Origin of the sequence: uncultured Vagococcus sp., from assembly GCF_963518325.1 — a bacterium.
Taxonomy (GTDB): Bacteria; Bacillota; Bacilli; order Lactobacillales; family Vagococcaceae; genus Vagococcus_D.
Map to the genome: position 1 here is coordinate 63225 of NZ_CAUQJB010000011.1, position 24148 is coordinate 87372.

The window sequence follows — 24148 nt, forward strand, 5'->3', positions numbered from 1 at the left end:
CTTTAGTATAGCGGATGAAACGAGTTTCAATGCAAGCTTTTTGTTTCATTTGACTTTTCTACAACCGACCTGTTGATTTTAGCTTAATCTTCTGTAAACTACCCAAAAAACCTCAAAAAGCCCCCTCCAGTTAGGGGGCTACAAACTTACAATGTATCTCGAGCTACTTCACTTTTTTTAACATGGCTTTGATACCACATTAGACCTAACTTGGTCAGTTCCATTAAAGTCACTGCAATAATAGACAAGCCCATGCTCATAGCAATGTGGGACACTGAAAAATCGGCTGGAATCGCAAAGACTTCTCTTAAACCAGGAATCAATGTCACCCCATATAAACCACCACATATGGCAATTGCCAGAATAACCATTGGATTTGAAAAGAATCCGGCTTGCCATGCTGTCTCTGTATTAGAACGAGCAGGCAAAGTCTGTAGTGTTCGACTCCAAATCAACGTAGAGAAAGCCATCGCAACACCTACTTCAGCGGAATACTGCATGCCTAGCCATTGTGCAACAATTACCATTAATGAAATCAAGATCCCTCGGTATGTTACAGCAATCAAGGTCTTTCCAGAAAAAATCCCTCTACTTGGATCTCTTGGTGCCCGTTTCATAATCGTCGGTTCAGCTTTTTCCATCCCTAAGGCAATTGCTGGTAAAGAGTCGTTTACTAAGTTAATAAACAGCAACTGCAATGCTGTAAAGGGGTTATCCCATCCCATGATTAAAGCAAAGATGATCGCAATAATCGCCCCTAAATTGCCTGCGAATAAATACGAGACTGCTTTCTTAATATTGTCAAACACATTCCGCCCAACTTCAACTGCACTAATAATCGAAGCAAAATTATCGTCAGTTAAGACCATGGCCGCTGCATCTTTTGCCACATCGGTTCCCGTTCCCATTGCAATCCCAATATCAGCTTGTTTAAGGGCTGGCGCATCGTTGACACCATCACCTGTCATCGCTGCGATTTGCCCTTTATCTTGCCATGAACGAACAATTCTAATTTTATTTTCAGGGGATACCCGGGCATAAACAGTGACCTTCTCTAAGGAGGCTGATAATTCTTCATCGGTTAGTTCATCCAGTTCGGCACCCGTTAAGGCCAGATCACCTTTTGAAAAAATCCCAATTTCTTTTGCAATCGCAACAGCTGTTGTTTTGTGATCGCCTGTAATCATCACCGTCTTAATCCCGGCTGACTGCCCATCTTTAACTGCTTGAAAAACCTCTTCTCGTGGCGGATCAATCATTGCCAACAAGCCAACAAAAACTAAATCAGATTCATCCTCTAAACTCAATTCATCTTGATGAGCAATCGGTTTATAGGCAAACGCCAACACCCGCAGCGCTCGTTCCGCAAATTCTTCATTTTTCGCCTGAAGTAATTGACGACGTTCCTCTGTCAGAGGCGCCACTTTTCCATTTAACAGCATCGATTGACTTCTGGCAAATACAATATCAGGACCACCTTTTGTCATCATAAGGCGTTGGCCATCAACCTGATGAAGGGTCGACATCAGTTTACGATCGGAATCAAATGGTAGTTCACCTATTCTGGGGAATTCCTGGCGAAGTGCTTTATAAGATTTCTGTTGTTTCTCACTAAAATCAATTAGAGCAATCTCTGTCGGATCGCCTAGTTTTGAACCATCTTCAGCAATCAATGCGTCATTGGATAAGGTACTAATCTCTAATAATCGCTGCTCATCCATCGACCAATTACCGGCTTCTTGCTGATAAGCCTCTGCCTGACCTGGTAAATAATGGTCAACAACGGTCATCTTATTTTGTGTTAAGGTCCCCGTTTTATCGGTACAAATAATGCTGGTTGATCCTAAGGTTTCAACTGCTGCTAGCTTACGGATAATCGCGTGCCGTTTCGCCATCTTCTTCGTGCCAATCGACAAGACAATTGTCACAATTGACTGCAGAGCTTCGGGAATTGCCGCTACGGCCACAGCTACAGCAAACATAAAGGCGTTGACAATCTCTTCTGTTAAGTTACCAGAACTATCTCCAAAGAAAATGCGGGCTAATTGGACGCCTAGTATCACCAGTGATAAACCTAAAATTGCTAGGCTTAATTTCTTACTAAAGCTGTCCAGTCCTTTTTGTAATGGTGTTTTATGGGCCACTGTACTTTCCAACATTTCTGCCACTTGTCCAATCTCGGTTTGGCTTCCAGTAGCAGTCACTAAAAATTTCCCTCGCCCATAAGTGGTAATCGTTCCACTAAAGACCATATTCAGCCGATCACCAATCGGCACTTTTTTGTCCAGTTGACTCACTGATTTTTCAGCCGGAACCGATTCTCCCGTCAACATGCCTTCATCGACTTTTAACGAAACCTCTTCTAACAAACGACCATCAGCTGGCACGTAATCCCCAGCTTCCAGAATTACGATATCACCGACGACTAACTCTTTAGCCGGCACGGTTTGCTCCTGACCTTGACGTACTACTTTTGCATCTGGTGCTGATAGATTTTTTAGCGCTTCTAAGGACCCCTCTGCTTTTTTAGTTTGCACAACACTGACAACGGAATTCAGCAACAGCACGGCAAAGATAACTACTGATTCAACGTGAGCCCCCATGACCATTTGAATCACTGCCACTACCAATAAGACAATCACCATGGCATCTTTAAAGGTTTCTAAAAACAAGGCAATACTTGATTTTTTTGGTGCTTCTTTCAATTGATTAAAGCCATCTTGGGCTAACTTTTGTTCGACTACTTCTTTCGCTAATCCTTGTGGCTGACTACTTGTTTCGCTAAATAATGTGTCAATCGATTGTTGATAAACTTCTTTTTTCAAACGTCATTCTCCTAAAATAGTTTTTTTTGTTTACGATGATTGACCTTGCGCTTACATGTTCCACCTCCAAAAATAAAAAAATGAGACCTAAAACAAGAAAGTTTCTTGTTTTAGGTCTCACCATTTCATACGGCACCAGAAAATCATTTTCATGATTAACTTACTGTTGACACCGTCGCAACATCAAAAGCTTGCTGGTTACTCCCCTAAAAGGGATTTATTTAATTCTTATTTAGAATATCAGACTCACTTTTATCTTGCAAGATGTTTGCTTATCATCATGAAATTTTCAAATCAAACTTTCATAATAACTAAATAAAATAGAGCTGAATTTCATTGACATGTCTTATTAGGAAAGGTTACTAAGAATCATCTGATTAACCTTCCAGACAAAAACCAGTTTCCCTTAATATCAGCATTGATTGTATCTCTGCCAAAAGTCTCGTTTCCACCTGACAGATGCCGATTCTAAGCAACCCTATCATAAAACTGACAAAATCTTTACCTAACAAAAACGTTCAATCAACTCAATTCCCTGTCAAGTTGTAAAAGATTGGTTGAAACAACCTCTCATCCTTAATTTCCAATTGCCACAAGCCCATTGTTATTGGCTTTATGGTTATTCAAAAATAACAAAAACAAGGCTTTAAAGTGTCTGCTGTGCCCTGACACTACTGTTTTTTTAGTTGATCTTAATTTAATAACCTAACAGATATATACTCTCTAAAAGATTGATACTACGAATCCTTTATCGAATCAAAAAGAAACCGCCTCTATCATTCGGCGGTTTCCTTACACATTACTCAGTTTCTACTTACTGAAATAATCGATCGGCTTCTGTGATGGTTCGAATTACCCGACAAGGATTACCGGCAGCTACTACATTTTCTGGAATAGATTTAGTAACCACACTCCCCGCCCCAATCACAGAATTCTCTCCGATTGTTACCCCTGGACAAATCGTGACCGAAGCTCCTAACCATACATTATCTTTAATTGTCACTGGGTTGGCAAAGCAGGGTTTAAATTGATTTCCTCGAGCATCTTTCACGCCATTACGTTCACTAGCTACTAAGGGATGATTAGGAGTCACAATGGTTGTTTTCGGCCCAAACATCACATTATCACCGATTGTCACTGCTCCATCATCTTGAATCGTTAAATCGTAGTTCGCAAAGAAATTTTTTCCAATACGAGTATGAATCCCATAATGGAAAAAAATTGGCCCTTGCATAAAACCAGTATCCCATTGCCCCAACAGCTCTTTCAAAATAGCTGAACGGCGAGGATTATCTTCTGCTAGAGAACTGTACTCAGCGCTTAGCTCATGGGATTTTTTTTTGATGGTCACTAACTCTGGATCCCCTGGATTAAAAGCTTGGCCACTTAACGCTTTCTCTTCTTCAATCGGTCGTTTAGTCATCAGCCAATCTATCCTTCATCTGCAATAATTCTTCTAAAATCACCAGAACACCTTCTTCATTATTACTAGGCGCTAGATTTTCAGCCGCTTCTTTAGCTGCTGGACTGCCATTTTCCATGGCATAGCTATAACCGGCATGGCGCAGCATCTCTAAATCATTACCACCATCCCCAAAGCTTGCCAGATGATCCTCATGAATCCCCCATTTTTCTTGAAGAATTCTTAGTCCATTTGCCTTATGTAATCCAGGAATAATCAAATCAATATCTCCATGACCACTTGAAACAGCGGCAATTTGACCAGCGAATTGTTGATTTAAAAGAGCCAGTATTTCTTCGGTCATCTCATCTGGTACATTCAAGGCAAACTTGAAAAATTTGTCTTGATTGAGTTCCAATAAACTAGGCACTATTTTTAAGCGATGGTAATAAATTCGACCATGTGCCACAAATTCAGCTGTTTCCACTTCTTCAACATAGGCACTCTGGCGTCCACACAAAATCGTATGAACCTCTGGGATGGTTTTTAAAAATTCAAGAATCTCATGGACAAGCTGTAAGCTCATTTCGCCACAAAACAACTCCTCTCCTTCGCTAATGACCAAAGCACCATTTTCTGCTACAAACGAAATCTGACTTTCAATTTCAGGAAAAAAAGACTTTAATTGGTAATACTGATTGCCACTTGCGACAACAAATTTTACTTCGTCTTTTAACATTTTTTGATAAATGTCTGCAAAGCGTTTTCGATTATACTCATTCGTTCCTTTTAAAAATGTTCCGTCCATGTCTACTGCTACCATTTTAATCATTCATTTGCTCCATTCCATTTTGATTTATCCTTATCGCCTCTGCCCAGTAATCGGTTTGGCGCTGTTTCCAAAAAATCGTATCAGCTTCATTTAGTTGCCGAATGACGCGGCAAGGATTACCCGCCGCAATAACATTTGCAGGTATTTCTTTAGTCACGACAGATCCGGAACCAATCACCGTGTTATCCCCAATAGAGACGCCTGGATTAACCGTTGTATTACCCCCAATCCACACGTTATCCCCAACTGTAATCTCCCGGCCAAATTCCAAGCCAGAATTTCTAACACCTGAATCCACAGGATGTCCTGCCGTAAACAGATTAACTTTTGGTCCAAACATCACATGATCCCCAATTTTCACATTGGCCACATCTAATATGACACAATCAAAATTAGCAAAAAAATGATTTCCCACCGTGATATTCGATCCATAATCACAGCGGAAAGGAGGCTCAATATAAAAAATATCTCCTGTTTTTTTGAAAAGTTTTCGCACTAAATCCTCTCGTTCCGCCATTTCCTCCTCTGTGGTTTGATTAAACAGACGAGTTAATCGGCGAGACTCTTTGACCTCTTTAAGGAGAGCCGGATCACTGGCTTGATAGAGGTCTTGGGCTAACATCTTTTCCTTCTCTGTTCTCATTGACTAGCCTCCTCGATTAATGCCAACCCCTGAGCAATTAACCCACGCAAATAATCCCGATCAAAATCTGTGGATAACTGACACTTAGGTAAATCTAGTTGGGGAAAACTAAGCGCTAAGCGAGCCATTATCTCGTTTAAAACAGCCGGCGTAATTGTCCCATTATTCGTGTAAATTACAATCTCGTCTGGATCGTAAAGACAGAGCATTGATTGCATCACTTCCGACAAATTGGATTGAACGTCAATGGTTTTAACCGGCACTTGATTCCACTGCTCATAAGCTGGCAAAGGTAAATACTTCACCTCACCTGCAAAACCATTTCGCCCTTTAACCATCTGTCCATTTAGATAAATTCCGGCTCCTGGCGGAAACTCACTGGGGTAGTATAGACCAATCAACGTCTCAGCGGAGGCTCCAGCATAAGTGGCACAACCAAAAACCGCTGCATTGATGTCATTTTCAATCGTAACAGGCAAACCAAACTCACTACCTAGTTCTGCCCCTAAATTAACATTTAAAAGAGGCGGGTAATCAACCATTGAAGAAACACCATTTTTTTCAACACCGGGAATCCCCATGATAATTGCCGCAATTTTTGGCTGTTGAACGATTAGTTGGCGAATAATCTCTTTAATGCCAATCCAAGAAAGAGAACTCCCCAGTTCTTTCTCTTGAGACAAAATCTTTCCGTATAAGTCACAGACATAAAAATTAATAAAAAAATGTTGATTTTCTTCAATCAACTGAATCGTAAGTAACAATTGATGACTGGCATTATACGTATAAGCAACTGCTCGACGTCCACCTGTTACTACTGACTGTGCCCCTTCTTGGATCATGTCTTTTTCTAACAATTCTGGTATTATTTTATTGATGGTCACCACACTTAATCCAGTAAATTCAGCAATTTCTCGCTGAGATAGGGGGCCTTCTTCTTTAATGACTTTCCTCAGAAATGCCAGATTATCATGTCTGACTGTTTGTGGCTTACTCGCTTTCATTGACGGCCCTCTCTTTTTAAATAAACTTTATTAACTTAATTAATAATTATAAAGGATAGAGAGGAGAATGGCAATAGCCTTTATTCATAAAGTGTCATTTAATCCCATTAACTACTATAACCTCTAACTTAAATAAAGACCTTCAACTCTCAAGGTAAAGGAGTCGAAGGTCTTGTGGTTTTATGTATGGCTCAATAATCCATCTCTTTAGTAGCTAAAGACTATTTTTCATTTAATTTAATGGTAACCGTCTCTGCCGTCCGTTCGGTATACAGCTGCTTGGAACAAGCCGGGCAATAATAAGCCACCCGCTTTGGTTTAGGGAGTGGTTCTCCATAAACTTTTTTTAACATGCTAAAGCACTGTTTACACTGAAACTCATCTTTCATTACTGATTCTCCTTCTTTTCGAACTTATCTCATTATGACCATTATAACAAATAACCTGAGCTTTGCTACCTCTTATTTATAATTCATAAACCTTGCCGACACTGCCATCAATATCCACGAAATAACGTTTCATATTATCACGATCATAATAAATCGTCACCTGCCCATCTTTCAAATACGGCGACGGATCACGTCGTAACAAGCCACTTTTAAAAAGGTAGTGTTGGCCATTTGACGTGTAAGAACAAATCAGTCGCATCAAGGAACGTCGATTGATTTCCACAATAGATGAGCTATATTCCACAACCTCCGCCACAATCTTAACGCCCTCATCCCTCAATCGGTGATTCACCTTTTTTTGATGGTGACTTTTGCCTAGGAGGACACACCCGATAACAACAGGAATTCCCCCTAAACCACCAAATGCCAATAGAAAAATCAGACGAAACTGCTGAAGAGCCTCTTCCCTATATGGCTGACGAACCCCATTGACATAACTATTAAAATTTTCAGGAGCGATTCTGACGACTTGCATGATCACTCCCACACTGATAAATACTAACCCCATTACAATTAGTAAGGTGCCAACCCAACCAAAGCTCTGCAAAAAACTCTTTTGTTTAAATTCTTGAGGTTCCATTTAGTACTCCCTCTCTGCTTTTAACTCCTTCAATTATAGCAAATGTTGGATAAATAATCAGTAACTCTCCCTAAATCAATTAAACTGCCACAACATGTCATTCTTTAATCAGCCTTCACTTGTATCTGAATTGTCGGAGTCAGGCGCAAAAAAAAAGGGAGCTGACAAGAAATCTCCCGTCAGCTCCATCTCTATTTCGTTCTAAGTACTTTCACCTTTAACATATTTAATCGGTAATGTGTAGCTCTTTTCTAACACCGCTTCTTTCGTTTCAATTCGTTGAATCAGTAAATTAACTAGCAGCATAGCACAATCAGTAATTGGTTGCCTAATAGTTGATAATTGTGGAAAATAATCTTGAATAAAACGGGTACCATCATAACCAATCAATTTCAGTTGATCTGGTACGGATATGCCTAAATGTTCGGCTTCATTCATCACCAGAACAGCCGTCAAATCATCCGTACAAAAAATACCATCGACTTCTTCGTTTTTCAGTAACTTCTGAATTCTTAAGGCTTTTAAATTTTTAGACATCTCAGACGGAAAATCAAACACAAGGGCTTCTAGTTCATAAGCCTTTACAGTCTCCAAATACCCTTCCAATCGGCTATTGGTTGGTGAATTAGACTGATTAGTCCCTGTTAGTATGGCGATTTTTCTGGCACCACTTTGGTACAGCATTTCCGTTGCTAGCTTACCACCGGCAAAGTTGTCACTGCTCACAATAGGAATGGAATCGGATAAAAAACGGTCAAAGGCCACAATCGGTAAGCCAACCTTCTCATACTCCGCAATTCCCAGGTTGTGAGCTCCCGCAATGATGCCATCGACCTTATTAGCCGCCAACATACGCAAATACTCTCGTTCCTTTTCCTTATTGTCCGCACTGCTGCAAAGAATGACTTTATACCCTTTTTCAAACAAATAATTTTCCATTGTTTCAATCAGCTCTCCATAAAAGGGGTTAGCAACAGATGGAAAAATTAGGCCGATCAGTTTTGTGCCTTTTCCTTGTAAGGAGCGGGCTAAAGTATTCGGTTGGTAATTAAGTTCTTCCATGGCCCTATTTACTTTATCAATGGTTTTTTGGCTCAAATAACCATAATTATTAATGACCCGTGAAACGGTTGTTGGCGAAACACCTGCCAATTTTGCAACATCTGTTAGTTTAATCGTCATATCGTGTCCTTCCTACTCTGAAGGCAAGGTATTTAAGTCCCAAAGTTTGCCTTCATATGTTAGTCCTTCTTCACTTAGAATCAATAAATTTTTCTGGTCCTCTGCCGGAAAAAAACGAAGGGTACACACTTTCAACCCTTTATTAATAAAAATCTCGCAAATCGATTGATCCACAAAAATATTAAAAGTCAGATCCTCATTTTCCGGTATAAGGCTTTGACGAACTGTGCCATAGTCCTCAGCAAAGGGTTGGCCTGCATTGGTTCGATCTATTTCTATTTTACCAGAAAATGTATTAAAAGATATCTCTAAATAGCTCTCTTTAGCAGGATCAGCTAACAGCCTTAACTTTCCTCGCTGCTGTCGTGATATGTTCAACTCTAACTCAAAACTTTGCGAAGTCTTACTTATTAACTTTGTCTGATTAGCTAGCTTTCCCTTAAAATGACGTTCGTTATGCCGCAATTCCTTCGTTTCAACTACTGGATATTGATAGAGATGTCCCTCTTTAATTCGCAATTCTTTTACGAGACTTAGACAATGTGCCCAACCGTCAGTAAAACTAGGATAGTCAATCTCAGGAAGTCCCACCCAACTAACTGCTAAGGCACGTCCATCTGGGGCCTTCAGAGCTTGGGTGGCATAGACGTCAAAACCATCATCTAGATTTTGTAAGGGCGTTGGCTGCTCAAGACGGATTGTGTCCATGTTTAGAGCAGCGCCAATCACATAAGTATTAGGGTAAATAGTCTCATACTCTAAGATTTTTTTATCTAATCCCTGTGGACAAAACAACATCACTGGCTGGCCATCTACCTCAACTAAATTTGGGCATTCTACCATAAAGCCCATCTGTTCCTCCGTATAATGGAGAGCCCCTCGGTAGTGCCATGTCAAGAGATCACTGGACTCATAGACGACTACCTGTCCTTGCAAACGAGTATCTTGAGCGCCAATCAACATCAGGTAACCTTCCCCATAGGCAAACACTTGTGGATCTCTAAACTCCGCAGTATATCCTGCTGGTGGTTGGCTAATCAGAGCTTGCGGTATTTTTTTCAACTCATTTTCCTTGGTTAACCAGGCACCCGCTTGAATTGACTGCCTCTGCCACCTTTTATCTCGCACATTTCCCGTGTACATAATAAACAACTCATCACCTACGGTCAAGGCCGAACCAGAATAAACCCCGTGGCTATCTAAAGAGCTATCTGGTAGTAAGCTGACCTCATCTTTTTGCCAGTGAATCAGGTCTGTCGATGTTAGATGAGCCCAAGATTTCACGCCATGGACTGGTCCAAAGGGATACGCCTGATAAAACAAATGCCACTTCCCATTAAAATAAGAAAAGCCATTAGGATCGTTTAGCAAGCCTGTTTCAGGTTGAATATGATAATTGAGGCGCCAAGGCGCGGTCTCCACATCCTCCTTTAATGCCGCAACATAAGAGGCTGGCCACTCTTGATACTTTTTATACCGCAGTTCAGTCGTCCATTGCTCAACTGGATAGTTCATGCTGTCACCCTTTCCTCACCCGATGGTACGAGTCTTCTCTTTATGATACCTCCCTGCCACCGACATGTCAAACGAATAACATGTAATAACCCTTAAAAAATAGAGGTTAAATTTAAAAATAAATATTTTATGATAAACGTTTGACACATTGTGTTTTTTAAGGTATTTTAGATACATAAAACGATTTCAAAAAAAATCTTTACGTAGGAGGAAGTATACATGAACCACAAACAAGTTGCTCAAGACATTTTAAACGCCTTAGGGGAAACAAATATTCAAGCAGCTGCTCACTGCGCCACGCGTCTGCGTTTGGTATTAAAAGACAGCAGCCTAGTTGATAGGGTCGCACTTGAAGATCATCCCGATATTAAAGGGATGTTTGAAGCCAACGGTCAGTTCCAATTAATCATCGGCCCTGGGGACGTGAATGAGGTTTACAAGGAATTAACTGCTTTAACCGGTATTAAAGAAGCTTCCACCGATGATATTAAAGCGGTCGCAAACGAGAAACCAACCAATCCTTTGATGTCCTTTATCAAGCTATTATCCGATATTTTTGTTCCCATCGTGCCTGCTTTAGTGGCTGGTGGTTTGCTAATGGCACTTAATAATGTTCTGACTGCCGAACATTTATTTGGCTCACAATCACTGGTTCAGTTATTTCCAGCAATCAACGATGTGGCCGGGATTATCAACTTAATGGCTTCTGCTCCCTTTGCTTTTTTACCGATTCTAATTGGTTTTTCCGCCACAAAACGTTTTGGTGGGAATCCCTACTTAGGGGCAGCTATGGCAATGGTTATGGTCTCGCCTAATTTGATTAATGGCTATGGTGTTGCCAATGCCATCGCTGACGGTTCCATGCCCTATTGGAATATTTTGGGTTTAAATGTGGCTCAAGGTGGTTATCAAGGTTCGGTTCTGCCCGTTTTAGCCGTCTCTTTTATCCTAGCAAACTTGGAAAAATTCTTTCACAAAAAAATCGCGAAAGCTTTTGATTACACCTTCACGCCGATGTTGGCAATTATTATAACCGGATTTTTAACTTTTATCATTGTGGGTCCGATTATGCGAATGGTCAGCGACGGCTTGACTAGTGGCTTAGTTTGGCTTTATGACACGACCGGCTTTATTGGAACAGGTATTTTTGGTTTCTTTTATTCACCTATCGTTATTACGGGGCTCCATCAAAGTTTCCCTGCTATTGAAACCACTCTGTTAGCCGATGTGGCCAAAACAGGCGGTTCCTTTATTTTCCCTGTAGCTTCTATGGCTAATATCGCTCAAGGAGCTGCCTGTTTAGCTGTTTTCTTTATCACCAAAAATAATAAACAAAAAAGCCTGGCTTCTTCCGCTAGCATCTCAGCCTTACTTGGCATTACCGAACCAGCCATTTTTGGAGTTAACTTAAAGCTGAAGTTCCCCTTCATTTGTGGCATGATTGCTGCTGCTATTGGTTCTGCTTTAATTGGCCTGTTTCATGTCTTAGCCGTTGCCATGGGTCCGGCCAGTGTCATCGGTTTTATTTCAATCGCCTCACATTCAATAGTTAAATTTATGATTTGCGGTTTGGTGACATTTGTTATTAGTTTCACCTTAACCTTTATCTACGGTAAAAATAATTTGATAACTAGCTAATAAAGGGTTATTTCCTATTCAAAGCAAAAAAGCAGACTCTTTATACATGGCTGCTGAGAAAGTCCGAAGTTTCTTAACCGAAAATTCGGACTTTTTATTTTTCCCCACTAATATAGTAAATGATAATAAAATATGAAGGTTCATCCCATTGAGAACTCTTTTTTTTAACTATTTTGGGAACTAAAATTATATATTTTTTATTTTGTTATTTTATGAGTTTTTCAGCAGCCTTCTTTATACGGGCAGCTTTCTTTATCTTATATGTTGTTGACTACTTCCTTTAATAACTGATCGTAATTCACCTGAGCAAAATCACTGACATCAATCTGAAACAGTCGACCTAAACGAAACTCGTTGTACCTCCTCTCAGCGATGATTGTCTCAAATCCCTCTTTAGAGATATGGTTATCTGCTTGGCTGCGGTCAAGTAGGACATCCCCTGGCTGATAATGAGTCATCACATGACTTAAATGACGATCACCTTCCAAATCTCGCAACTGTCTTCTCCGCCATAAGGCCTCAAACTTCCCGACTAAACGAATGGTTATGACCTGGTACCCATGTTCTTTTGACAGTTCGGCCAACTTGCTTTTCTGTTTATCACTAAAGGGGTATTCCGACACAATGACCTTTTTACCAGCTGCCATGTAGTCTGTCAGCACCCCATAATAAAATTGCCAAACTTCAACCTCTAGTTTTTGTTTCTCTTGAAGAGTTCGAAAACCTAGTTTGTCGGCATACATTTCTTTCACCTCATCTGGGGTAATCAAAAAGAAATCAGGGATGACCTGTCTCATTTTCCCAATTAAATAGGATTTCCCCGTTGCTGGCGGTCCAGCCAATAAAATCAGTGTCCGTTTCATCTTTATTCACCTAAATTCGTTGAACTCTCGACATTCATAAAAAGGTTAATTTTATGTTTTACGATGTCCTTTACTTTTTGATTAGCCGGCATTACATTGTGGCGTAAAGATTTATTGACGGCCGTTTCCTCAAACGAGTCTTTAGCCGTTTGGGTCCAATTCACTAATAGCTCTGTTCCTACATTAAATTTCCGAATGCCATTATTGATTAGTTCTGGGTAGTCTTCTTCTTTAACACCCGTGCCACCATGAATCACTAAAGGCACCTCAACAACCTCATCAATCTCTTTTAACAAGGGAATATTAACCTCTGTTTTACTTTTAAATTGGCCATGATTTGTGCCGATGGCAATGGCCAAAGCATCGACTCCAGTCGCCTTAACAAATGCAACGGCATCAGCTGGGTGAGTGTAAACTTTATCGTCTTCCTCTACGTGAATCCCCTCTTCAGTGCCACCAATTGTTCCCAATTCCCCTTCCACACTGACACCCCGTTTATGCGCATAGGCCACCACGGCTTGGGTTTTAATGATGTTCTCTTTAAAGGGTAAATAAGAACCGTCATACATTACAGAGGTATAGCCACTGTCAATGGCTTCTTTTATATCATTAAACTCTCTGGCATGATCTAAATGTAAAACCGCATCTACCATTTCACTCTCGGCTATTTCCTTAACCACTGCTACTAACAGGCTCATGCCAATGTACTTAGCCGTATCCACACTGGTTTGGATAATAATTGGCGCTCCCACCTCTTTGGCCCCTCGAATCATTTCTGGGAGCATTTCCAGATTATGAGCATTAAAAGCTCCTACGGTCATATTCAATTTTTCTGCCTGATCTGTTACTTCTTTTAATGTTGTATACATAATAAACTCCTTCTAAATCTATTTATTTAATCACTAAGCCCTCATTAAGTTAAATCGTATTATTTCTAGCAATTTGCCTTAATTCATCCATTTTCCCCATCCACTTATCTATCTCATCCCCATCTCCTCTGTGGGCTGCCTCTGAGCGTTTCTGATTATAAAGAGACATTAGGGTCTTATAGCCCTCACCAATCGATAGTTGGTAGGAGAAGCTTTTTTCCAAGGTCTCAAGAGCCACTTCTTGGTCGACTGCTGCTTGTAAGACACCTAACGACTCATAAGCCTTCGCTAGTATTTCTGGCTTTTGTCCCTGCCCTTCTAACTGACGGCATTCCTGCTCTTTAACAAAAATCAGCTCGTGTCGTTCCTTTTTTTCAACCAGACTTAAGTCTTTTTTCTCCGGCACTCTTTTTTCTCTCTTAGGTTTCTTTTTAATGAAGTCAAACATTTGTCTACACCTCTCATTCTTAAATGGCTTTTAGAATTGGACTGAGAATCCAAGCATATAATAAGGCTGCCATCACCGTGTCAACATCTGTGGCTGTTGCATTGATAAAGCCCATGCTATTGAAAATAGTCACTAGTAAAGCTGGCAATAAGGTAATAAAGAAGCCGTGGGCAATCCCACCAATAATGGCCCCTCGTCGGCCACCAACCTGATTACCAAAAATTCCCGCTGTCCCACCGGCAAAAAAGTTGGTCAACATGCCTGGCAAAATCATTGCCAAGCCAAAGGTTGGTAAGACAAACATGGCAATCACCGAGCCTATCGTTGTGGTAATAAATCCTAAAATGACGGCATTAGGACTGTAAGGAAAAAATACGGGGCAGTCTAAGGCAGGAATGGCATTCGGCACAATCTTCATGGCAATCCCTCTAAAGGCTGGTACGATCTCACCTAATAATAGACGAACACCAGAGAGTAACACATAAACCCCGACTACAAATTGAATTGATTGAATAAAGGCAAACATCAAATAATTTTGAGAACCAGATAACGTTGTTCCAAATTCTGCCCCAGCGAAAGCTGCTGTAATGACAAACAAAGGAACCATTACAACCATCAAAGACAGATAGGTATCTTGTAAAAATTCAAAAGCTTTGGGTAACTTAATGTCTTCAATGGATTTTTTATTGTCGCCTTTTTCTCCAAAGACGTATGCAACACCCGCTTCAAACAGGTAACCAATGGTACAAAAATGACCTAAGGCGATGTCATTAGAACCGGTTATCTTCCTGATAATCGGTTGGGCAAGTGCCGGCATCGCCACCGCAAATATTCCGCCAACTAAACCACCGACAATGATCAATACTACACCGCGCAAACCTGCGAAATAACCAAAAATAGTCGTCATCGTCGCCATCCATAAAATAGCTTGCCCCGTTAAGAAAATATATTTCCACTTAGTAAAGCGAGCAATAACGATATTAAAAATAAAAATCGCCAAAAAGGTTAAGGCAATATCGCTTCCTAATCCCAGCTCATTCATGGCTTGACCATTTATCGCCTCAATCGAAGGAATAATCCCTTGCATCGCAAATCCTTCCGTAAAAATTTGCCCAAAATAAGTTAAACTCCCCACAATAATCCCAGAACCAGCACTTAGTACTTGAAACCCAAGTAAGGTTTTGAAGGTTCCTGAAATAATTTGTCCAAATGATTTTTTTTGTAAAGACAATCCCAACAACGCAATTAAACTGATGGTAATCGAGGCTTCTGTTAAGATATTATCAATAATAAAGTTTACAATCCCCATGTTCATACTCCTTTATCTATTTTATATGATGCCCATCTCTTTAAAAATCGGTGTAATCTTCTCTTCAATCTCCCCTTTCGACACGATATTTTTTAAGTACATAATAGTTGTTTTCTTTTCATCAATGGCGTATTTTTCAAATTGTGAACGGAAATTTTCTGCTGTAATAATCAAATCGGCCTTCATTGACACCGCCGATGAAATATCGGTATGATCCAATTTAGCCTCTACCCCCAATGTGGTTAACACATCCTCCGTTGACATCTGGGCCGCAAAACTACTGCCTAATCCTGCACCACATACAAATAAAATTGTCAGTTTCTCCATCTTCTTGCCCTCTTTTCTTTCAATTTCAATTCCTGTTACTTATGCGTCACCCCCACTTCAAGACCTTTTTTAAGTCTGGTAAAGAATAGTCTGAAACTCATTTTTATTACGTGCTTCCGTCAACCGTTGGATTTTATCTTCGTCGTGAATTAAGGACACCAAGTTCTTCATAATATTTAAATGTGAGTAGCTATCGACTGCCGCTAAGCAGAAGATTATTTTAACTGGGTCATTTTCCTCATGGCCAAAAACAATTGGTTGAGCTAGGGTCAACACACTAATCCCTAATTTATTAACCCCGTCTTCTGGTCGTGCATGAGCCAAGGCCAAGTGCTTGCCTATGACGATATAAGGGCCAAATTCCTTTAAGGAATCGACCATAGCCTGAATGTATCGCGGTTCAATTACCTGTGCACTCACTAAGGGCTGGGCAACCTCTTGAATAACTTCTTCCCAATTAGTAGACGGGACCTTCAAGCGGATCCCTGATTCATTTAGTACCTCTTCCAGCATAGGTTGTATCTCCTCCTGATTAATTTTGAGCTGATGGTTCCTGAAAGTTTGTTCTGTCTTTTGATAGATCTCACGCGTAACGGTGCCACCACTTTCCTCAATTATCTCCAGCAATGAAAACAGCAAGCCAGTGTCATTCCTTGGCTCATTGACCACTCGTCGCAAATGCCCATGAGACTTTAAGTATTCCTTAACCCGATCTTTATCCTGTTCCCGTAAAATCGGATTCAATAACAAGGTCGGCAAAGGCGGTTCTTCTAGGCGAACCGTTGAAAATATCAGATCCACGTCCAGTTTTTTCAACAGAAATAGCTCCCTTGAACTTAAAACAGCAATCACGTCGATGTTAAACCATTCTTTTAAATTTTCTGCTAATAGATGAGCTGTCGCTGTCCCATGATTACAAACAACCGCAATCTTAAAGAGATAGCCTTCTTGATTAATTCGGCTTTCCGAGGTGGAAAAATAAATGGTTAAGAACGCTATTTCATCCAAGGTCATCTTCTGTTTCGCCACCTCCTCAATGGCAGGAGAAAATCTGACAATAGAGTCATAAATCGCCGGATAATTACTGGCAATCGTCTCCTTAAGTGGATTAACCACTTGAAAGTCGCTCTTCATTCGATGCAATAATCCAGTTAAATGTTTATACAAGCCTTCATACAACAACTCTTCCCGACGGCTAAAAGGAATCTTTGTTTCCTTTTCAACATGTTGAATAAGCTGGATTGTTAACAACTGAGCCTGAACCCATTCAATGGAATTTGTCATGTCTTTTTTATTAAAACTTTCCAAAATAAAGGCGATGTATTTCCGCTCATTCAATGAGCAAGCCAACTGAAACTCTCCAATTACCTCATCAACAAAATTCAATACTTCCGACTCAGTAAAAGGCGAATCAGTCGGCAAGGTATTGGCAATCGTTTTTTCCAAATTAAGCCGACCGAGCCAAATCCCTGTAAACAACAAGATTTGTTTGCGATAGACATTCTCTTCTCGAGACGAAATAGTTCGGTCATAAATCCCATCCAGCTGATAAAACAACTGGCGAGGAATATAGCTAAAAAGGATTTTATCTAACAAACTTTCATCCACCTCAGCCAATTGATAATCCACAATCCCAATAAACTTCACTATGATGTCGTATAACATGGTTCGAACAGTCCGCTCCCCACCGCTTAAGACAATGCCCTGCTTGGGAACACTGACAACGTTGATGCTGTATTGGGTTAATAAATGACGCACTCGCCGCATATCATCATCCAACGTACTTTTAGAAACTTGATAGTCCACTTCTTTCTCATATAAATATAAAGGGTTCCGACCAAGGCCACTTGCCAAAATTAAATCAAAGAGCCGTTCTTCTGGCATAAAATAAAGGGACTCTGACAAATCTTCAATAACCATCAACAACTCGTCTTGCTTGTCACAATCCATCGCCAACTTCAGCCCTCTCCCACGCTTATTCGTTATGGGGGCCATTTTTTGCTGGGCTAAAAAGTGGTTAATCTCATTAACCTCATTTCTTAAGGTTCGGGGACTAACTCGAAACTCTTTGGAAAGTAGATCAAAAGTAACAGTTTCCTGATTGCTGATAAAATATTTCATAATCTGAATCGTTCGTTCTTTCATTTCTTCACCTCCGATTACGTTTATTATATAGGGGATGATCAAAAGATATCAGTAGAGATTGTTGCCACATCAACTTGCAATAATGTAAGCGTTCTTCAACCACCTCTTGAAAAGACCCTTAAACTATGTTTTTCACTCTCATCAAGGAAAAATAGCCTTTCTCTCTTAAGTCCGTAAGTCCCTTTCTTTGTCTGATCTCCCCATTTTTGTTAAGATTACTGATAGAAGCACGTTAAAATAGAAAGGGTGACACGATGAAAACAATCAAACTTAACACAGGTATTGAAATTCCCGTTATTGGCAGTGGCACAAATACGTTTGGCAAAGACAATCACGATTATATGGCAACCATTAACAACGACACCACCGAGTTAGTGTCCGCCATTGACCTTGGGTATCGTCATTTCGATACAGCTATTAGCTATCGCAATGAAGCCGTTGTGGCTAAAGCTATTGCCGAAAGTGGCTTGGATCGTGCCGATTTTTTTATCACGTCCAAGTTACCTGGTGAGCCTAACTACACTGCTGATGAAGCGGCTGTCCGCAAAGGGGTGGAACAAAGTCTGGCCGCTCTCAACACCGACTATCTTGACTTATATTTGATTCATCATCCTTGGGATAATTTAGCTGAAATTTTTGCAACTTGGCAAGTTCTGGAAGACTATGTGGAAAAAGGCAGTCTGAAAGCCATTGGAGTCTCGAATTTTAATCAAGAACAGTTAGGTTACTTACTGACTCACGGACGAATTAAACCAGCTGTGAATCAAATTGAATCCCATCCAGGGAAATGGCATGACGCCATTATCGACTATTCCCTAAAAGAAGGGGTCGTTCCGGAAGCATGGGGACCACTGTCACGAGTCAGCGATCAAGCCAGAGAAACCTTAACAACCATCGGCCACGATTACGGCAAAACATGGGCACAAGTCATTTTACGCTACCAATTGGAGCGGGGCGTGATTGTCATTCCAAAATCCCATGACAAACACAGACAAGCACTTAATTTGGAGCTCTTCGATTTTAACTTAACTGATGAACAAAAAGTGATTATCGCAGCTCTTTAGGCAAAAAAACAAGCTAGTCCCTCAAAGGAACTAGCTTGTTTTTTAGTTGCCCATCAACACATGGATCTCATACCAACGAATAAAGGTAATAAAGGTCCATAACTTCCGTGATAAATCTTCTTCACCTTTACGATGATTTTCCAACATCTCAAGGACGTACTGTTTATTGATAAACTCATCTGTTTTAGCTTCCGTAATAATCTGTCTCGCCCAGTCATATAATTCATTTTTTAGCCAAAAACGAATTGGTACGGGGAAACCAAGTTTCTCACGGTACAACACGTGTTCCGGTACAAATTCTTCGGCTGCTTTTCGCAAAATGTATTTCGTCGTATTCTGTTTAAATTTCATTGAGGTTGGAATTTGGGCGGCCACACGAAAGACTTCCTTATCGACAAATGGTGCCCGCAGTTCAATGCTTGATGCCATCGTCGTCCGGTCGGCATTATGCAACAAGTCATCCACTAACCAAGTGTGCATATCCAAGTCTTGCATTCGCGTGGTAGGGTCTAAGTCACCGCTCCGTTTATAATAGGGAGCCGTCACTTGCATATAATGCTGATTTGGGTCAAAGCTTTTCAAAAATGGCCGTTTTTCCTCTTCAGTAAAGATTTTGGCATTCCCTACAAACCGTTCTTCTAAAGGTGTTGATCCTCTAAGTAAAAAACCTCGTCCTTTAATCTTCCGTGGCAGTTTCGTTGCCACTGAACGAATCAGTTTGTTAACACCAGGAGACAGTTTATCAAAGGATGCCAAAGATATTGGCTCATGATAAATAGGGTAGCCACCAAAGAGTTCATCAGCGCCTTCTCCTGACAGCGACACTGTACAATGTTCGCCTGCCACTTGAGCTAGAAAATACTGAGCGACGGCAGCTGGATCCGCTAATGGATCATCCAAATTCCAAATATAGTCATCAAACTCATTGATAAAATCAGCTGGCGTAATAATTCGACTAAAATTTTCAACGTCTAGCTTGGCTGCTGTTTCTTGCGCCACTTCAATTTCATTAAATCCTTCCCGTTCAAAACCAACTGAAAAAGTTTTGAGATTAGGGCTTAGTTGACGGGCTAAGGCGACAATAATCGAAGAATCCACTCCACCTGACAAGAAAGAACCAACGGTGACATCCGCTCGCATATGAGCCTTAACACTGTCGTGAAGAACATCGGAAATCTGTTTAGCTAAAAGACTCTCTTCCATGTCTACTGGCTTAAAGGTGGCTTGATAATAACGGGTAAATGCCATGGTTCCTTCTTGATTAATCGTAAAATAAGTCCCGGGATTAACTGATTCAATCCCTTCTACCAACCGCTTTTCTCCAGGCACGTACTGAAACGTAAAATAATGCTGTAAGGCAGACCGATTAACTGTTTTATTCGGCATTATTTTTTCAATCGACTTATTTTCAGACGCAAAATAATAATCACCATCAATTTGGCTCAGATACATGGGCTTCATGCCGAATTGATCTCTGGCGCCGTAAACTTTTTCTTCCTGGCTATCCCATATTAAAAAAGCAAACATTCCCCGGAGTAAGCTAGCCGTCTTTTCCTTGTATTTATCGTAGAGAGCTAAAATCACTTCCGTATCCGTTGACGTTGCAAACTGAACGCCCTCTTTTTCCAAGGCTTCTCGGTGTTCCTGATGATTGTAGATTTCCCCGTTAAAAATAATCCAGTAGCGCTCGTCACCAAAACTCATGGGTTGAGAGCCACATTCTAAATCGAGAATACTTAAGCGGCGAAACCCATAATGAATCGTCTCATTGCTGTAATAGCCCTCACTATCCGGTCCACGATGAGCAATTTCTTTGTTCATCTCACGAATTTTTTGATCATAATCAAGCTCTTTTTTAGCGTTAAAATGAATAATCCCTACAAAACCACACATTGAATTTAACCACTTCCTTTTATAATTTACTCAAACTAACCGACTTCAACTTCAGGTCGATACTCACTAATGACTTCACTGTCATCAAAATGAATGGTTTCATCAGCTGTTATTTGATAGGTTTCATGGCCCTTGCCAGCTACCAACACAATGTCGCCTTCCTCAGCTAAATCCAGTGCCAGCTGAATCGCCTTTTGACGATCCAATTCAATTAAATAATTGTCTTGACGACTACCAGCTATCATCTCTTCCACAATTTTCCGAGGATCTTCTTTTCGGGGATTATCCGTTGTGAAGATCGCCTTTGTGGCATACTTTAATGCAATCTCAGCCATTACGGGCCGTTTGGTTTTATCACGATCACCGCCACAGCCTACCACACAATAAATCTTTTTAGTAGCAATTTCCTGAGCTGTTTCCAACACGTTTTCCAGACCATCTGGGGTGTGGGCGTAATCAACAATCGCCGCAACTTTCTTAGCATTAGGTACTAACTGGAATCGCCCCATCACCGGTCTAATCGTCGGAATTGCCTCAAGTACGTCTCTAAAATTATACCCTAATCCAATGGAAACACCAATGGCCGCCAATAAGTTATAGACATTAAATTCACCGATTAGCTGTGTCTGCAGCTTATAGGACTTACCCTGAAAGGTTAAAGTGAACACTGTCCCAGTGGAATCAATCCCAATATTACTGGCTTGCAAATCTCCTTCACCACATCCATAAGTTAAGACATTCATGCTGGTTAATTGACCCATCTTACGGCCGTATGGATCATCGCAGTTAATAACCGCCAGCTTATGTTTCCCAGCGAAAGTATTTCCCAATTGAGAAAATAACAAACTTTTCGCTAAAAAATACTCTTCCATTGAACCATGGAAATCTAAATGATCCTGAGTCAAGTTAGTAAATACCGCCACATCAAAGTCAATTCCCCAAGTTCTCCCTTGAGCCAAGCCATGAGAAGAAACCTCCAACGCCGCCACATCCACCTTGGCCTGATTCATTTTTTTGAATAATTTTTGAATGGTAATGCTATCTGGTGTTGTATTAATCGTCGGCAAAACTTTTTGGTCTATTTTATTGTACATGGTCCCAATAATTCCCGCCTTATGACCCAGATGATTGGCAATTTGATCAATTAAATGGGTAATCGTTGTTTTTCCATTTGTCCCAGTCACTCCAACGACTTTCAATTGTTCACTAGGATTATCATAAAAAGCGTTGGCAATTTCTGCTAAGGCCTTTTTGGTATCCGGAACGAGAATATAAGGCATAGTTGGATCACTCGGGCGTTTTTCAACGACTACAGCTACAGCACCTTTTTCAAGAGCCGAATGACTCATGGTGTGACCATCAAATGTGGCGCCCTCAATGGCAATAAATAAACTACCTTCTGTCACCTGTCTTGTATCTTGGGTAATTGTCGTAATGTCTTTATCGTAGAGTTTATCTGCTGGTTCTAATAAAAAGCAATATTTCAATACATTGTTTAATTTCATAACTGTCCATCCCCAATCCTAAATTTATAGGAAGTCTCTTCCTATTCACACCTCCATTGTATAAAACTAACCATAAATCAACCTTAAAGACTCTGCAAGAGGACACGGAATCCCTTACCATCTTCAACAACCTATCACAATCTGAAACCATTTAAATTGTCATCCTGATTCATCGTTTTTTATAACAGGGTTTTGCGAATAATATAACAGCGCTATCAATCAATTTGAGTTGAATACTCATAAAAGCACCTATTAATAAATTAGTTAATACAAGCTCACTTGTTAGTCTTTTAACAAAGAGCTCGACAGGATTTAATAAATGTCACTTACTATTATACCTTAAAAAAAAAGGGAATTGTTAGGTTTTCATGAGAAAATTATGTTAATTCTCTTCTTAAATTAGCCAAATAGGTATTTGAGATCTCATCACTGCCTTCCATGACTAAAAAGTTCTAATCCCCTTGTATATTAATGATCACTTTAATGAAAGGAACAAAAATATTAATGATTAATATTTGAATTTCAATTGATTTTAGTTAACCTTCCTTATATAATACGAATGAGTGGGAAGTGATAGCTATCATAATATCTAAATCTGAATTTCGAAAACTGATTCATTCAGTTAAACATCTTGAATACTTTTGGGGAGTGTACAAGACTAAATTTCCAAATCATGCCTGGGATTTCAACTATCGGGTTGAAGTTGAATCTTTCATTTATCGAGATAAATATAGTGTTTTAAGACAAGTTAGAAAAGTTCCCTTAACCAAGCGAGTTTACTTATCTAAAAAGCAATATCAGTCATTGAGAAAATACGCCTCCATTTGTAGATCACTACGACGAAGTTTAAGACGAAAAAAACCAATAAAAAAAAGTCGCTCATAATTAACAGGCTACCTGCCTCATTAATTGTGAGTGTTTTTTTCTGTTCTTTGACCTAATGGTCTACTAATCATATAATAGAGGTATGAATTGACCCGTTACTATTTAAAAATAACCTGAACAAAGGAGTCTGTATCATGACTATTCAACCAAAAGATCACCTGCTATTTTTCGGTGACAGCATTACTGATAACGACCGCAACCGGCAACTTTCTGACGATCTTGGTGGCGGTTATCCGCTCTATATAGCCAGTTACCTTGAGCATCGTTATCCCGACTTTGATTTACGTTTTACCAATCGGGGAATTGGCGGCGATCGTATCCAAGATTTACTGAAACGATTGACCACGGACTGTCTGGCACTCAAACCAGATGTTGTCTCTATTTTAGTCGGTATCAATGATACGTGGCACACACTTGGAGACCCTAATTTTGGTAGCTCCTCGATTGGTCCTGCTTTTGAAGCTCATTATAGGGAATTACTATCAACCATCATAGAATCTGGTGTCACACGGATCATCTTAATGGAACCCTTTTTATTGCCTTGCCCAGCTGATCGTTATGAGTGGCGACCTGATTTGGACCAACGCCTACAAGTTATTCGCAAAATGGCTCTTGAATTTAATTGTACCTTCGTGCCATTAGATGGTCGCTTAAATCAATTGGGCATTGCTCATACTTTTCAACACTATACGGGAGACGATGGCGTTCATCCCACGCGAGCAGGTCATGTAGAAATTGCCAACGCTTGGCTGGCGGCTTTCGATATCTAA

General features: G+C 40.3%; 19 protein-coding genes and 1 pseudogene. 3 read left to right on the forward strand and 17 right to left on the reverse strand.

Annotated elements, in window-relative coordinates; translation table 11 throughout:
- Positions 1-146: 146 nt before the first annotated feature.
- The 9 genes from RWN13_RS11040 to RWN13_RS11080 all read right to left on the reverse strand — a co-directional run bounded on the left by RWN13_RS11040 (position 147) and on the right by RWN13_RS11080 (position 10432).
- Positions 147-2825 (reverse strand): cation-translocating P-type ATPase, encoded by a 2679-nt coding sequence (locus RWN13_RS11040; protein ID WP_314063332.1) that lies wholly within the window; start codon positions 2823-2825, stop codon positions 147-149.
- Between the two features lie 814 nt (positions 2826-3639).
- Positions 3640-4248 (reverse strand): sugar O-acetyltransferase, encoded by a 609-nt coding sequence (locus tag RWN13_RS11045; protein ID WP_314063335.1) that lies wholly within the window; start codon positions 4246-4248, stop codon positions 3640-3642.
- Positions 4241-5059, reverse strand: coding sequence for a Cof-type HAD-IIB family hydrolase (locus RWN13_RS11050; protein WP_314063337.1), 819 nt, complete (start codon positions 5057-5059; stop codon positions 4241-4243). The genes RWN13_RS11045 and RWN13_RS11050 overlap by 8 nt, the downstream gene beginning before the upstream one ends.
- Complete coding sequence (locus RWN13_RS11055; RefSeq protein ID WP_314063339.1) at positions 5052-5702, reverse strand: sugar O-acetyltransferase; 651 nt, start codon at positions 5700-5702, stop codon at positions 5052-5054. Before RWN13_RS11055 ends, RWN13_RS11050 begins: the two co-directional genes overlap by 8 nt.
- Entirely contained in the window at positions 5699-6706 is a 1008-nt protein-coding gene (locus RWN13_RS11060; RefSeq protein ID WP_314063341.1) for an ROK family transcriptional regulator, read from the reverse strand. Before RWN13_RS11060 ends, RWN13_RS11055 begins: the two co-directional genes overlap by 4 nt.
- Before the next feature lie 221 nt (positions 6707-6927).
- The gene (locus RWN13_RS11065) at positions 6928-7095 is read right to left on the reverse strand and encodes a hypothetical protein (protein ID WP_314063343.1); all 168 of its coding nucleotides are present in this window, start codon (positions 7093-7095) and stop codon (positions 6928-6930) included.
- 76 nt (positions 7096-7171) lie between these two features.
- Positions 7172-7735 (reverse strand): hypothetical protein, encoded by a 564-nt coding sequence (locus RWN13_RS11070; RefSeq protein WP_314063346.1) that lies wholly within the window; start codon positions 7733-7735, stop codon positions 7172-7174.
- Positions 7736-7936: 201 nt separating this feature from the next.
- Positions 7937-8917, reverse strand: coding sequence for a LacI family DNA-binding transcriptional regulator (locus RWN13_RS11075; protein ID WP_314063350.1), 981 nt, complete (start codon positions 8915-8917; stop codon positions 7937-7939).
- Positions 8918-8929: 12 nt separating this feature from the next.
- Positions 8930-10432, reverse strand: coding sequence for a sucrose-6-phosphate hydrolase (locus RWN13_RS11080; RefSeq protein WP_314063352.1), 1503 nt, complete (start codon positions 10430-10432; stop codon positions 8930-8932).
- Between the two features lie 219 nt (positions 10433-10651).
- Here RWN13_RS11080 and RWN13_RS11085 point away from each other — a divergent pair.
- A pseudogene (locus tag RWN13_RS11085) lies at positions 10652-12058 on the forward strand (sucrose-specific PTS transporter subunit IIBC); the annotation flags it as partial.
- Positions 12059-12327: 269 nt separating this feature from the next.
- Here the strand turns inward: RWN13_RS11085 and RWN13_RS11090 are convergent.
- From RWN13_RS11090 to RWN13_RS11115, 6 genes are all read right to left on the reverse strand, one after another.
- Positions 12328-12933 (reverse strand): AAA family ATPase, encoded by a 606-nt coding sequence (locus tag RWN13_RS11090; protein ID WP_314063353.1) that lies wholly within the window; start codon positions 12931-12933, stop codon positions 12328-12330.
- A 2-nt stretch (positions 12934-12935) separates the two neighbouring features.
- Positions 12936-13802, reverse strand: a complete 867-nt coding sequence (locus RWN13_RS11095; protein WP_314063356.1) for a class II fructose-bisphosphate aldolase — start codon at positions 13800-13802, stop codon at positions 12936-12938.
- Between the two features lie 49 nt (positions 13803-13851).
- Entirely contained in the window at positions 13852-14250 is a 399-nt protein-coding gene (locus RWN13_RS11100) for a tetratricopeptide repeat protein (RefSeq protein WP_314063357.1), read from the reverse strand.
- A gap of 19 nt (positions 14251-14269) precedes the next feature.
- Positions 14270-15559 (reverse strand): PTS sugar transporter subunit IIC, encoded by a 1290-nt coding sequence (locus RWN13_RS11105; RefSeq protein WP_314063360.1) that lies wholly within the window; start codon positions 15557-15559, stop codon positions 14270-14272.
- A 21-nt stretch (positions 15560-15580) separates the two neighbouring features.
- On the reverse strand, positions 15581-15886 hold the full coding sequence (locus RWN13_RS11110) for a PTS sugar transporter subunit IIB (protein ID WP_314063363.1): 306 nt from the start codon (positions 15884-15886) through the stop codon (positions 15581-15583).
- 69 nt (positions 15887-15955) lie between these two features.
- A complete protein-coding gene (locus RWN13_RS11115; protein ID WP_314063364.1) occupies positions 15956-18031 on the reverse strand; it encodes a PTS sugar transporter subunit IIA in 2076 nt (691 codons plus the stop codon).
- 254 nt (positions 18032-18285) lie between these two features.
- Between RWN13_RS11115 and RWN13_RS11120 the strand changes: the two genes are divergently transcribed.
- Positions 18286-19095, forward strand: coding sequence for an aldo/keto reductase (locus RWN13_RS11120; RefSeq protein WP_314063367.1), 810 nt, complete (start codon positions 18286-18288; stop codon positions 19093-19095).
- A 42-nt stretch (positions 19096-19137) separates the two neighbouring features.
- Here RWN13_RS11120 and asnB read toward each other — a convergent pair whose 3' ends face one another.
- Complete coding sequence (asnB, locus tag RWN13_RS11125) at positions 19138-20988, reverse strand: asparagine synthase (glutamine-hydrolyzing) (RefSeq protein WP_314063370.1); 1851 nt, start codon at positions 20986-20988, stop codon at positions 19138-19140.
- A gap of 35 nt (positions 20989-21023) precedes the next feature.
- Positions 21024-22493 carry a UDP-N-acetylmuramoyl-L-alanyl-D-glutamate--2,6-diaminopimelate ligase gene (locus RWN13_RS11130; RefSeq protein ID WP_314063373.1) on the reverse strand — a complete coding sequence of 490 codons (1470 nt, stop codon included), beginning with the start codon at positions 22491-22493 and terminating at the stop codon, positions 21024-21026.
- Positions 22494-23512: 1019 nt separating this feature from the next.
- Here RWN13_RS11130 and RWN13_RS11135 point away from each other — a divergent pair.
- Positions 23513-24148 carry an SGNH/GDSL hydrolase family protein gene (locus RWN13_RS11135; protein WP_314063377.1) on the forward strand — a complete coding sequence of 212 codons (636 nt, stop codon included), beginning with the start codon at positions 23513-23515 and terminating at the stop codon, positions 24146-24148.